Origin of the sequence: Streptomyces ferrugineus, assembly GCF_015160855.1 — a bacterium.
Lineage (GTDB): Bacteria > Actinomycetota > Actinomycetes > Streptomycetales > Streptomycetaceae > Streptomyces > Streptomyces ferrugineus.
This window is the reverse complement of the sequence record NZ_CP063373.1, coordinates 2,698,534-2,711,433: the sequence shown is the minus strand read 5'-3', so window position 1 is coordinate 2,711,433 and position 12,900 is coordinate 2,698,534. Positions and strand designations below refer to the sequence as shown.

Sequence of the window (12,900 nt, the reverse complement as noted above, 5' to 3'; positions counted from 1 at the left end):
GTGATCATCCGTATGCCGCACGCTCTCCGGAGGACTTCCAGGAACCCGCCGCCGGCGGCCCCGCCCGCGGCTTCCCGGCCGAGTCGGCGCCGTCCGCGAGGGCCGTCAGAGGAGTGCTCCGCACCCCCGGAGACGGACATGGCGGCTTGATGGCGACGCATCGCGACTCGGCCGGGAGTGCGCGGCTGTTGGGTTTCAGGTGTTGTCGGGACTTGGTCAACACGCTTCAATGCGGGGGAACTCGGGGGACCTGAGCGACGGCGTACGGATGTGAAGACCCGCCGGCGCTCCACGGGGTGCTCCTGATCAGCCGCGCGACCGGTCTGACCAACCGTTGTGAACAACCACAGAAAGGCCCCTGCATGGCGCACGCCACACAGCACGCGGACATCGCCGCCGTCGCTTCCGCGGAACTGGACACGGCCCTGCGAGGCGGCCCCTTCCACGTCGCCCTGCGCGCCGCGATAGCCGCCCGGGGGCTGCCGCTCCAGCGCGTGCAGCACCATCTGTCCCGTCGCGGTGTGAAGGTCGGCGTCACGAGCCTGAGCTACTGGCAGCAGGGGGCCCGCCGACCGCAGCGGCCCGAGTCACTGCGCGCGGTGCGGGCGCTGGAGGAGATACTCCAGCTGCCGGAGGAGTCCCTGATCCGGCTGCTCTCCGAGGCGGACGACCACTCCACGCTGCAGCAGCCCGCCGCCCGCTCCTACCGCTCCCTGGTGGAGGCCTCGGGTGTGCTGGAGCGGCTGCTGGCCGAACTGGACTTCCCGGTCGACGGCGGCCTGCACACCCTCGCCCACCACGAGCAGGTACGGATCGGGGCGCGCCGCGAGCTGGCGGGTCGCGAGTCGCACCACATAGTGCGTGCCCACAAGGACGGCGTGGACCGATTCGCCGCCGTCCACCACGGTGACCCGGGGTGCGTGCCGGAGCGCATGACGGTGCACGCCCTGGAGAACTGCCGTACAGGACGCGTCCGTTGGCACCACGACACCGGCGTCCTCGTCGCCGAGCTGCTCTTCGGCACGCGCCTGCGGACCGGCGACACCTACCTCTTCCGCTACGGCGTCGAGGACGGCACGGCCGACGTGTCCCGCGAGTACGCCCGTGGCTTCCCGCTCGCGGGCGGCCAGTACGCCCTCCAGGTCCGCTTCGCCGAGAACGCCCTCCCGACCCGCTGCCACCGATTCGCCCAGCACTCCGCGGCCGCACCGCGCAGCGGCCGCCAGGGACTGGCCCTGAGCGGGCTGCACCACTCCGTCCACCTTGTCGAGCCACGGGTGCGGACGGGGATCGTGGGCATCGGGTGGGAGTGGGAGTGAGTCGTCGCTCCGGTTGTCATCGGCATGCCCCGCTGCCCTCCGCCATCTGATCCTGTTACTTGATCCCGATACGCCTTGACGCTCCAGCCCTTGGATCGGTCCGGACGTAAACGATTGCGCAATCGTTTACGTCTGGCTCCGAATGAGATACCTTCCCGGCCAGAAGAGCCGCGACGGACTGAGACGGGGCACTGAGCCGGGAGGAGATCGCGATGGCGACCATGGCCGACGTCGCGCGGAGCGCCGGTGTGTCCGTGGCGACCGTCTCGCATGTGCTGAACGGGACCCGGCCGGTGCTGCCCCACACCCGTCAGGCGGTGCTGGACGCCATGGAGGAGCTCGGCTACACGCCCAACACCCTGGCCCGCTCCCTGGTGACCTCCCGCACCCGCTCCATCGGGCTCGCGGTGTCGGCGATCAGCAACCCGTACTTCACGGAGATCCTCCAGGGCGTCGAGGCCGCCGCCCTGGAGCACGGCTACAGCCTGCTCATCGCCGACCCGCACGACGATCCGGGGCATGAGCGCAAGGTGGTCCAGCTGCTGCACGAGCGCCGTGTGGACGGCATGATCGTCGCGCCCTCCGCCGATCCACGCGACCTGCTGGCCTACCTCGGGCGCCACAAGATGCCGACCGTCCTCCTCGACCGCGTGGTGGACACCTCTGCGGACGGCTCGACGCGGTTCGACCAGGTCTGCGCCGACAGCGCCGAACCCATGGCCCGGTTGGTCACCCATCTCAGCGGGCTCGGTCACCGGCGGATCGGCCTGGTCGCCGGTCTGCCCGGGCTCAGCACCACCAGCGAGCGGCTCACCGGGTACCGGGACGGCCTGGCGGCCGCCGGGCTCGTCCACGACGACCGCCTCGTCGTGCACGGCGACTCCGAGTCGGCCGGCGCCGAGCAGGCCACCGCCGCGCTGCTGTCGCTCGCCTCGCCGCCCACCGCGCTGGTCACCGCCAACAACACGATGACCATGGGCGCCCTGCGCGGCCTGCGTGACCACGGTCTGTCCGTGCCGGACGACATCGCGCTGTGCTGCTTCGACGACTTCGCCTGGGCCGATCTGTTCTCGCCCCGGCTCACCGCGATCGCCCAGCCCAGCAGGGACATCGGCGCGCGGGCCGTGCGGGTGCTCCTGGACCGTCTCGCCTCGCCGGACCGGCCCGCCCGGACCGTGCGTCTGCCCTGCGCCTTCGTGCATCGCACCTCGTGCGGCTGCGCCGAGCAGCCGAAGCGGCCGGGCAGATCCGCCGGGCGCACGGTGACCACGAGGTCCGAGGAGCCCGGGGGCGCGGCCGGGCCCCTGACATCCGACCGCCCCGAACAGCCCCTGACGTCCGTGAAAGGAACCGTCTCGTGATCGTCGTCGCCGGTGAGGCCCTGATCGACCTGGTACCGCAGGGCACGGGTGCCCTCGCGGGCCTGAAGCCGGCGCTCGGCGGCGGCCCCTACAACACCGCCGTGGCCCTCGGCCGCCTCGGCTCCCCCACCGCCTTCTGCTCCCGGACCTCCTACGACGCGTTCGGCGAGGCCCTGCTCGACGGGCTGCGGGAGGCGGGGGTGGACGTATCGGCCGTGCAGCGCGGCATGGAGCCGACCACGCTCGCGGTGGCCACCATCGACGTGAAGGGCTCGGCCTCCTACTCCTTCTACGTCGAGGGCACGGCCGACCGGCTCTTCACGGCGCCTGCGGAATTGCCCGCGCAGGCGCGCGCGGTCTCCTTCGGTACCTGTTCGCTCGTCCTGGAACCGGGGGCGAGCGCCTATGAGGAGCTGATGCGGAGCGCGGCCGCGCGAGGGGTGTTCACCGCGCTCGACCCGAACATCAGGGCCGGACTGATCCCCGACCCGGACGGCTACCGGGCCCGGTTCAAGAGCTGGCTGCCCGCGGTTTCGCTGCTCAAGCTCTCCGAGGAGGACGCACAGTGGCTGGGCGGCACGCCGCGTGAGTGGCTGGCCGCGGGACCTGCGGCCGTCGTGATCACTCAGGGCGGTGACGGGCTGACCGCCTTCACCCGGGACGGCGCGGTGCACTCCGTACCGGGCGAAGAGGTCGACGTCGTGGACACGATCGGTGCGGGCGACACCGTGAACGCGGCCCTGTTGCACGGCCTCGCCGCCCAGGACGCCCTGTCCGCCGAGGCGCTCGTGGGACTCGGCGCCGACGGCTGGACAAGGCTGTTGCGGTTCGCGGCGCGGGCTGCCGCGATCACCTGCTCCCGGGCGGGGGCGGAACCGCCGTACGCCTCCGAACTGGGGGACTTCTAGGAGGCGTTCCCTTTCCGTTTCACTGTTGAGGAGTCAAGGTCCGTCATGGCCGCCTGGATCGGGCGGCTGATCTTGCAACGGACGGCGCCCCGCGGGGAGTTCCCGCGGGGCGCCGTACTTTTTCGGAATATGTTGGGACTCGTCGCCCTCCGGCCTCAGGCCTTGCGGGCCCTCGTCGTCTTCTTCGCGGGCGTCGCCTTCTTCGCGGCAGCCGCCTTCTTCGTGGCCCCGATCACTCTGTCGGTGGCCTTGTTGTTGACCGTCCTCGTGGTCCTGGCCGTCGCCGTCTTCTTCGCCGTCGCCCCCGCCGCGACTGTCTTCTTGGCCGTCGCCCTGCGCGGTGCCTTGACCGACGCCGCGTCGCTGATCCGGTCGGCGCCGAGGATCTCGCGCAGGAACTTGCCGGTGTGGCTGGCGGGCACCGCCGCGACCGCCTCGGGGGTGCCCTCGGCGATGACGAGGCCACCGCCGGCGCCGCCCTCGGGGCCCATGTCCACGACCCAGTCGGCGGTCTTGATCACATCGAGGTTGTGCTCGATGACGATGACCGTGTTGCCCTTGTCGACCAGGCCGGAGAGGACCTTCAGCAGCTTGCTGATGTCCTCGAAGTGCAGACCGGTGGTCGGCTCGTCCAGGACGTAGACCGTGCGGCCGGTGGAGCGCTTCTGCAGCTCGCTGGCGAGCTTCACCCGCTGGGCCTCACCGCCGGACAGGGTGGTCGCGGACTGGCCGAGCCGGACGTAGCCGAGGCCGACGTCGTTGAGCGTCTTGAGGTGGCGGTTGATCGCCGGGACGGCCTCGAAGAAGTGCGTGGCCTCCTCGATCGGCATGTTCAGGACCTCGGAGATGGACTTGCCCTTGTAGTGGACCTCCAGGGTCTCCCGGTTGTACCGGGCGCCGTGGCAGACCTCGCACGGGACGTACACGTCCGGGAGGAAGTTCATCTCGATCTTGATGGTGCCGTCGCCCGCGCAGTTCTCGCAGCGGCCGCCCTTGACGTTGAAGGAGAAGCGTCCGGGCATGTAGCCGCGGACCTTCGCCTCGGTGGTCTCGGCGAACAGCTTGCGGATGTGGTCGAAGACGCCGGTGTACGTCGCCGGGTTCGAGCGCGGGGTGCGGCCGATGGGCGACTGGTCGACGTGCACGACCTTGTCGACGAGGTCGTCGCCGTCCACGCGCGTGTGCCGTCCGGGGACGTTGCGGGCGCCGTTGAGCTCGCGGGCCAGGTGCGTGTACAGGATGTCGTTGACCAGCGTCGACTTGCCGGAGCCGGACACGCCCGTGACCGCCGTGAACACGCCCAGCGGGAACGAGACGTCGATGTCCTGGAGGTTGTTCTCCCGGGCGCCGTGCACCGTGAGCTGCCGGGACGGGTCGTGCGGACGCCGGATGTCGGGCAGCGGGATCGCCTTCTTGCCGGCCAGGTACTGGCCGGTCTGCGACTCGGCGTTGGTGAGCAGCTCCTTCAGCGAGCCGCTGTGCACGACCTTGCCGCCGTGTTCACCGGCGCCGGGGCCGATGTCGACGACCCAGTCGGCGGTCTTGATGGTGTCCTCGTCGTGCTCGACGACGATGAGCGTGTTGCCCATGTCGCGCAGCCGGACCAGGGTCTCGATCAGCCGGTGGTTGTCGCGCTGGTGCAGGCCGATGGACGGCTCGTCGAGGACGTAGAGCACACCGACGAGTCCGGAGCCGATCTGGGTGGCCAGCCGGATGCGCTGGGCCTCACCGCCGGAGAGGGTGCCGGCCGCGCGGTTGAGCGAGAGGTAGTCCAGGCCGACGTCGACCAGGAACCGCAGCCGCTCGTTGACCTCCTTCAGCACGCGCTCGGCGATCTTCTTGTCGCGGGCGTTGAGCTTCAGCTCGCCCAGGAAGTCCGCGCAGTCGCTGATGGACATCGCGGAGACCTCGGCGATCGACTTCTCCATGATCGTGACCGCGAGGACGATCGGCTTCAGGCGCGTGCCCTCACAGGTGGGGCAGGGCACCTCGCGCATATAGCCCTCGAAGCGCTCACGGCTGGCGTCGCTCTCGGCCTCGCTGTGCCGGCGCTTGACGAAGGGGACGGCGCCCTCGAAGGGCGTCGTGTACACGCGCTCGCGGCCGTACCGGTTGCGGTACCGGACCTCGATCTGCGTCTTGTGGCCGTGGAGCAGGGCCTTCTTGGCGCGCTGCGGCAGCCCCGCGAAGGGGATGTCCGTCCGGAATCCCAGCGCGTCCGCGAGGGCGCCGATCAGACGGCCGAAGTAGTCCTTGGTGTGGCCGTGCGACCACGGGTGGATGGCGCCCTCGTCGAGGGTCTTGTCCTCGTCCGGGACGATCAGCTCGGGGTCGACCTCCATGCGCGTGCCGATACCGGTGCACTCGGGGCAGGCGCCGAACGGCGAGTTGAAGGAGAAGGAACGGGGCTCCAGCTCCTCGAAGGAGAGGTCGTCATAGGCGCAGTACAGGTGCTCCGAGTACATGCGCTCACGCTCGGGGTCGTCCTCGGGAAGGTCGACGAAGTCGAGCACGACCATGCCGCCGGAGAGGCCGAGGGCGGTCTCCACGGAGTCGGTGAGGCGGCGCTTGGCGGAGTCCTTCACCGTGAGGCGGTCGACGACCACCTCGATGGTGTGCTTCTCCTGCTTCTTCAGCGTGGGCGGACTGGAGAGCTGGATCGTCTCGCCGTCCACGCGCGCGCGGGAGTAGCCCTTGGTCTGCAGGTCGGCGAAGAGATCGACGAACTCGCCCTTGCGCTCGCGCACCAGCGGCGACAGCACCTGGAAGCGGCTCCCCTCCGGCAGCTCCAGGACCTTGTCGACGATGGCCTGCGGCGACTGGCGCGAGATCGGGCGGCCGCACTCGGGACAGTGCGGCTTGCCGATGCGCGCGAAGAGCAGTCGCAGGTAGTCGTAGACCTCGGTGATGGTGCCGACCGTCGAGCGCGGGTTGCGCGAGGTCGACTTCTGGTCGATGGAGACCGCCGGGGACAGTCCCTCGATGAAGTCGACGTCCGGCTTGTCCATCTGGCCGAGGAACTGCCGGGCGTACGACGACAGCGACTCCACGTAGCGCCGCTGCCCCTCGGCGAAGATGGTGTCGAAGGCCAGCGAGGACTTGCCCGACCCCGACAGGCCCGTGAAGACGATGAGCGAGTCGCGCGGCAGATCGAGCGAGACATTCTTCAGGTTGTGCTCGCGCGCGCCACGGACGATGAGACGGTCGGCCACGCCGGTCCGCACCTTTCTTGAGAGAAGTGACAGGGGGCGAGGCCCCCGTGTGTTCTCGGCTTCGAGGCCCCCGTGCTTCTTCAGACTAGGGGGAGCCACTGACAACGCCGGACGGATCCCCGGATGCGACAACAATCCCGGGGCATCCAGCATGCCCGACGTCACGACCGACCCTATAGCACGCGCATTCGATTTACGGCACCTGTTCACCACCTTCACCCAAAGGTGTGGCCGGGCTAGTGTCAGCACCATGATTGATCACGCTCGTGACCTGGTGTCTGTACGTGAAGCGACTGACCGGCTGCTCACCGCAGCGGCCAAGCTGGACAACGCGTCGGTGGCGGAGCCGTCACGGCTCCCCGGCTGGAGCCGCGGCCATGTTCTCGCACACATCGCACGCAACGCGGACGCCCTCGTGAACGTCCTCCAGGGGCGCCCCATGTATGTCTCCGGCACCGCCCGGGACGCCGACATCGAGCGGGACGCACCGCGCCCCCTCGACGTCCAGCTCACCGACGTGCGGGAGAGCGCCGCCCGCTTCCAGGAGGCGGGGGCCACGCCCGCGGACTGGGCGCGCACGGTGGAGCTGCGCAACGGGGTCACCGACACCGCGGCCCGGGTGCCGTTCCGGCGGTGGGTCGAGGTGGAGCTGCACCACGTGGATCTCGGGATCGGGTACGAGCTGGAGGATCTGCCGGCCGAGTTCGTGGAGCGGGAGACCGAGTTCCTCGCCGAGCGGTTCACCGGGCACGCCGGTGTGCCGCCCACTCGTCTCACGGACGGCACGCGCGCGTGGAGTACGGGCCGGGAGGCGGGCACCCCCGAGATCACCGTCCGCGGCACCGCACCCGACCTGCTCGGCTGGCTCGCCGGGCGCCGCGACGCGTCCGGGCTGACCGTGGAGGGCGGCACGCTGCCTGCACTGCCCCCGCTGTAGCCGTTCGGAGCGGCCCCGGGACGGCTCCTGCGCTGAAGCGCCCGTACGCGCCCCGCCGCTATAGGCTGCCGCCATGACGTACAGCGGACAGGTGACGGTCGGTGGCCCCGCCGACGTGCACGAGCTCAAGGACCTGATGATCTCCAAGATCGCGGTCGGCCCGATGGACAACAACGCCTATCTGCTGCGCTGCCGGGCCACGGACGAGCAGCTGCTGATCGACGCCGCGAACGACGCGGACACGCTGCTCGGCATGATCGGTGACGACGGCATCGCGTCCGTCGTCACCACGCACCAGCACGGCGACCACTGGCAGGCGCTCGCCGCGGTCGTCGAGGCCACCGGCGCGCGCACCTATGCCGGCCGTGACGACGCCGACGGCATTCCGGTGCCGACCGACGTCCTGGTCGACGACGGCGACACGATCCGGGTGGGGCGTGTGGAGCTCACCGCGCGCCACCTGGTCGGGCACACGCCGGGTTCGATCGCCCTCGTCTACGACGATCCGCACGGGCATCCCCATGTGTTCACCGGGGACTGTCTGTTCCCGGGCGGTGTGGGCAACACCCGTAAGGATCCCAAGGCGTTCGCCAGCCTGATCCACGACGTCGAGACCAAGATCTTCGACGTACTGCCGGACGAGACCTGGGTCTACCCGGGGCACGGCAACGACACGACGCTGGGCGCCGAACGGCCGCAACTGCCGGAGTGGCGCGCGCGGGGTTGGTGAACCGGAGGGTGCGCGCCCCGCGCACGCGCCCCGTGTGAACCATTCACACGCGCTGGTACCACGCGCGCGCTCCCGGCGCGCGTAGTTGCGCAGTCAACTGGAAGCAGCCCCGCACAGGATGACGGCTCCTGGGCGGAATGGGCCGCCGGTCTCTCAATCCCCGCCCTCGACCGGCGGCCCCGGCGGCCACCTGCGGCATGTGTTCACAGGAACGCAACACCCGTTCCCACTATGCGGACTTTCACCGTCGTGACCTCGACAAACACGACGATGTACTGTCAATCTCGCGCCATGCACCCTGCCCCTCGCGCGCTGCGCCGCGCCGTCGCCGTGACCACGACAGCCCTGCTCGCCACCGCTCTCGGCTGCGCCCCGCAGCCGGAGGAGAAGGCCGCCGACACGCCGTCAGGGGCGGCCGGGAACACCTGCGCCAAGGGCAAGTTGGCCACCAAGACCTCCGGCAAGCTGACGATCGCCACCGACGAGCCGGCGTACGAACCCTGGTTCAAGGACGACACGCCGGCCAACGGCGAGGGCTTCGAATCGGCCGTCGCCTACGCCGTGGCGCAGCAGCTCGGCTACGACAAGAGCGCCGTCGTCTGGCAGAGCGTCCCGTTCAACAAGGCGTTCGCGCCCGGGGAGAAGACGTTCGACTTCGACGTCAACCAGGTGTCGATCAGCGACGAGCGCAAGCAGGCCGTGGACTTCTCGTCCGGCTACTACGACGTCCGCCAGGCCGTCATCGCACTGAAGGGCACCAAGGCCGCCAAGGCGAAGACCGTCGCGGACCTGAAGAGCCTCAAGCTGGGCGCACAGGTCGGCACGACCAGCCTCGACTACATCGACGACCTGGTGAAGCCGGCCCAGGAGCCCGCCGCGTACGCCAAGAACGACCAGGCGAAGTCCGCGCTGAAGAACGGCCAGGTCGACGCCATCGTGGTCGACCTGCCGACCGCCTTCTACATCACCGCGGCCGAGGTGACGGACGCGACGATCGTCGGCCAGTTCGAGAACCAGGGCGGTACGCCGGAGCAGTTCGGGCTGGTGCTCGACAAGGGCAGCGCGCTCACCTCGTGCGTGACGGACGCCGTGGACGCCCTGCGCAAGGACGGCACCCTGGACAAGCTCGAGCAGCAGTGGCTGTCCGACGCCGTCGACGCGCCGGTGCTCAAGTGACGGTCACGAAGAAGGAGTCCGGCCAGGAGGGCGCGGACGACAACGGCGGCATGTCCGACGCGGGCGACGACGGTTACGTCCCCTCGCAGCGGCGTCTCGACCGCGAGCGCCACAAGCGCGCCCGCGCCCGCCGCGCCACCGCCGTCGCCGCCCTCTCCACCCTGGTCACCGGCGTCGTCCTCTATCTGGTCGTGGTCAACGCACCCGGCTGGCCGCGCACCAAGGAGACGTTCTTCGACCGGGAGTACGCGCGCGAGGCGTTCCCCAAGGTCCTCGAAGGGCTCTGGCTCAACGTCCGACTGCTGCTGGTCTGCGGCGTCTGCGTGCTGGTCCTCGGCATGCTCATCGCCGTCGCCCGCACCCTGCGCGGCCCGGTGTTCTTTCCGCTGCGGGTGCTGGCGGCCGCGTACACGGACTTCTTCCGGGGCCTTCCGCTCATCATTAACCTCATGATCGTCGTCCTCGGCGTCCCCGCGCTGCGGCTCCAGGGCGTGACCGTCGATCCGGTGCTGCTGGGCGGCACGGCGCTCACGCTGACGTATTCGGCGTACGTGGCCGAGGTGTTCCGTGCGGGCATCGAGTCCGTCCACCCCTCGCAGCGCGCTGCGGCCCGCTCGCTCGGCCTCACCAACCGGCAGGCCCTGCGGCACGTCGTCCTGCCCCAGGCGGTACGCCGTCAGGTGCCGCCCCTGCTGAACGACCTGGTGTCGCTGCAGAAGGACACCGGGCTGGTGTCGATCGGCGGCGCGGTGGACGCCGTACGGGCCGCGGACATCATCGTGGGGCGCAGCCTCAACTACACGCCGTACATCGTGGCGGGCCTGATCTTCGTGGCGCTGACCATCCCGATGACCCGCTTCACGGACTGGGTGACGGCCCGGATGGACCGTCGGCGCGCGCAAGGAGGAGCCCTGTGAGCGACGCACCTGTGCTGCGTATGGAGTCCGTTCGCAAGACGTTCGGCGGCTCGGTCGTGCTGCGGGACGTCGACCTGGAGGTCGCACCGCACACGGTGACCGCGCTGATCGGTGCCTCCGGCTCCGGCAAGTCCACGCTGCTGCGGTGCGCGAACCTGCTGGAGGAGATCGACGACGGCGCCATCTGGCTGGACGGCGAGGAGATCACCGATCCGCGCGTCGACCAGGACGCCGTAAGACGCCGTATCGGCGTGGTGTTCCAGGCGTACAACCTGTTCCCGCACATGACGGTCCTGGAGAACATCACCCTCGCCCCGCGCCGGGTGCACGGGCTGTCCCGCGGCGAGGCCGAGGCACGCGCGCGTGAGCTGCTGGAGCGGCTCGGGCTGGCCGAGAAGGCCGGCGAGTACCCGGATCGGCTGAGCGGCGGTCAGCAGCAGCGGGTCGCGATCGTGCGCGCCCTGGCCGTACGTCCCCGGCTGCTGCTGTTGGACGAGATCACCGCCGCCCTCGACCCGGAACTGGTGGGTGAAGTCCTCACCGTCGTCCGTGACCTGAAGGCGGACGGGATGACGATGGTGCTGGCCACGCACGAGATGGGGTTCGCCCGCGAGGTCGCCGACCAGGTTTGTTTTCTGGACGGAGGTGTGGTGCTGGAGCGCGGCACGGCCGAGCAGATCTTCGGCGATCCGCAGCAGAAGCGTACGCGGCGCTTCCTGCGGCGGATCGTGGAGGCGGGGCGGCTGTAAGGACCGCTCAGCCAGGGAGGGCGGTCCTTACAGCCGCCCTCTCACCCGCCGGTCCCATCCACGTCAGGTCTCCGCCTGCCCCGCCCCCGCCAGCGCCGCGACCCGCTCCACCCCGAACGCGTACCCCTGCACGCCGCACCCCGCGATGACCCCGTCGGCGCGCAGCGAGACGTACGAGTGGTGCCGGAACGACTCACGCTTGTGGATGTTGGAGATGTGGACCTCCAACACCGGAAGGCCGTCACAGGTGTTGAGCGCATCCAGGATCGCCACGGAGGTGTGCGAGTAGGCACCGGGGTTGATCACGATCCCGCAGTGGTTCAGCCGCGCCTCGTGGATCCAGTCGACCAGCTCGCCCTCGTGATTGGACTGCCGGAAGTCGACCGTGCCGCCGTGCGCGGCCGCCGCCTTGGCGCACAGGGCCTCGACGTCAGCCAGGGTCTCGGAGCCGTAGATCTCCGGCTGGCGCTGGCCGAGCAGGTTCAGGTTGGGGCCGTTGAGGATCATGATCGGGGCGTTGGCCAGGGTGCGAGGCACGGTTCCTCCGGTCCGTTCGGGGTGGGCGGTCCGTCGATGACCGCTGCTCAGATCCCGGTTTATCACGGTGCATGAGCCACGTGATCCTCCGTACCCTCCGGCCATGACCCCGATTTCGTACCCTCCCAAGCCCTCCCCGGGCGACCGCGTCGCCGTCATCTCGCCCGGCGCGGGCGTGCCCGGAGCGCGCCGACGACGTCCACGCCGCCTTCGCCGACCCCGATGTCAAGGCGGTCATCGCGTCCATCGGCGGTGACGACCAGATCACCGTGCTGCCGCTGCTGGACCGGGAGTTGATCCGGGCGAACCCGAAGCCGTTCTTCGGGATGAGTGACAACACGAACCTGCTGATGTTCCTGCGCAACACGGGAATCGTCGGCCATCACGGCGTGAGCGTGATGTGCGAGCTGGGCCGCCCCGGCGCCATGAACCCGCAGACGGCCGATTCGCTGCGGGCCGCGCTGTTCACCTCCGGCGAGTACGAGCTGAGGCCCGCCGAGCGCTGGAACGACATCAACGGCGACTGGGCCGACCCGGCGACCTTCGACGCGGAGCCGGAGATGCGGCCGGCCGACGGGTGGACGTGGCTGAACGCCGACCGGGTGGTGGAGGGCCGTACTTGGGGCGGCTGTCTGGAGATCGTCGGCCGGCTGCTCATGGCCGGCCGGGAGATCGCGCGCGACCTCTCGGAGTACGACGGTGGGGTGCTGTTGCTGGAGACGTCGGAGGAGATGCCGAGTGCCGACGAGGTCTTCAGGACCCTGCCCAACGGCCCGGAAGAGGCCGCTCGTTACGCGGCCGAGCAGCGCGAGGCCGTACTGCGGGCCATGCGCATGTACGCACCGGACACCCCGATCGTCTTCGACGTGGACTTCGGCCACACCGATCCCCAACTCGTGATCCCCTACGGCGGCATCGTCCGCGTCGACGGACCCGCCCGGCGCATCACCGTCACGTACTGACCGGGCCCCAGCGCGCCCGTACGCCCCCGTAACCCGCGATCACCGTGGGTAGTTGACGCAGCATGCACGATGCACGCACAGTGAAGACGCCG

General features: G+C 70.0%; 10 protein-coding genes and 1 pseudogene. 9 read left to right on the top strand and 2 right to left on the bottom strand.

Annotated features, from left to right (window positions below; all coding sequences use genetic code 11):
- Positions 1 to 362: 362 nt before the first annotated feature.
- The 3 genes from IM697_RS12340 (at position 363) to IM697_RS12330 (ending at position 3,588) form a co-directional block, all read left to right on the top strand.
- A complete protein-coding gene (locus tag IM697_RS12340; RefSeq protein ID WP_194047510.1) occupies positions 363 to 1,319 on the top strand; it encodes a hypothetical protein in 957 nt (318 codons plus the stop codon).
- Between the two features lie 212 nt (positions 1,320 to 1,531).
- Positions 1,532 to 2,680 (top strand): LacI family DNA-binding transcriptional regulator, encoded by a 1,149-nt coding sequence (locus tag IM697_RS12335; protein ID WP_194047508.1) that lies wholly within the window; start codon positions 1,532 to 1,534, stop codon positions 2,678 to 2,680.
- Positions 2,677 to 3,588 carry a carbohydrate kinase family protein gene (locus IM697_RS12330; RefSeq protein WP_194047506.1) on the top strand — a complete coding sequence of 304 codons (912 nt, stop codon included), beginning with the start codon at positions 2,677 to 2,679 and terminating at the stop codon, positions 3,586 to 3,588. The genes IM697_RS12335 and IM697_RS12330 overlap by 4 nt, the downstream gene beginning before the upstream one ends.
- Positions 3,589 to 3,743: 155 nt before the next feature.
- Here the strand turns inward: IM697_RS12330 and uvrA are convergent, their stop codons facing one another.
- Entirely contained in the window at positions 3,744 to 6,800 is a 3,057-nt protein-coding gene (gene uvrA / locus IM697_RS12325) for an excinuclease ABC subunit UvrA (RefSeq protein WP_194047504.1), read from the bottom strand.
- Positions 6,801 to 7,050: 250 nt separating this feature from the next.
- Between uvrA and IM697_RS12320 the strand changes: the two genes are divergently transcribed.
- From IM697_RS12320 to IM697_RS12300, 5 genes are all read left to right on the top strand, one after another.
- Positions 7,051 to 7,737: a maleylpyruvate isomerase family mycothiol-dependent enzyme gene (locus IM697_RS12320; RefSeq protein ID WP_194047502.1), complete on the top strand. Its 687-nt coding sequence runs from the start codon at positions 7,051 to 7,053 to the stop codon at positions 7,735 to 7,737.
- 73 nt (positions 7,738 to 7,810) lie between these two features.
- The gene (locus IM697_RS12315) at positions 7,811 to 8,467 is read left to right on the top strand and encodes an MBL fold metallo-hydrolase (protein ID WP_194047500.1); all 657 of its coding nucleotides are present in this window, start codon (positions 7,811 to 7,813) and stop codon (positions 8,465 to 8,467) included.
- A 291-nt stretch (positions 8,468 to 8,758) separates the two neighbouring features.
- Positions 8,759 to 9,643, top strand: coding sequence for an ABC transporter substrate-binding protein (locus IM697_RS12310; RefSeq protein WP_194047498.1), 885 nt, complete (start codon positions 8,759 to 8,761; stop codon positions 9,641 to 9,643).
- Positions 9,640 to 10,560: an amino acid ABC transporter permease gene (locus IM697_RS12305; protein ID WP_194047496.1), complete on the top strand. Its 921-nt coding sequence runs from the start codon at positions 9,640 to 9,642 to the stop codon at positions 10,558 to 10,560. The genes IM697_RS12310 and IM697_RS12305 overlap by 4 nt, the downstream gene beginning before the upstream one ends.
- A gap of 20 nt (positions 10,561 to 10,580) precedes the next feature.
- Positions 10,581 to 11,309 carry an amino acid ABC transporter ATP-binding protein gene (locus IM697_RS12300; protein WP_322734574.1) on the top strand — a complete coding sequence of 243 codons (729 nt, stop codon included), beginning with the start codon at positions 10,581 to 10,583 and terminating at the stop codon, positions 11,307 to 11,309.
- A gap of 63 nt (positions 11,310 to 11,372) precedes the next feature.
- Here the strand turns inward: IM697_RS12300 and aroQ are convergent, their stop codons facing one another.
- Positions 11,373 to 11,846, bottom strand: coding sequence for a type II 3-dehydroquinate dehydratase (gene aroQ / locus IM697_RS12295; RefSeq protein ID WP_194047494.1), 474 nt, complete (start codon positions 11,844 to 11,846; stop codon positions 11,373 to 11,375).
- A 103-nt stretch (positions 11,847 to 11,949) separates the two neighbouring features.
- Between aroQ and IM697_RS12290 the strand changes: the two are divergent.
- Positions 11,950 to 12,808, top strand: a pseudogene (locus IM697_RS12290) (LD-carboxypeptidase).
- Positions 12,809 to 12,900: the final 92 nt, after the last annotated feature.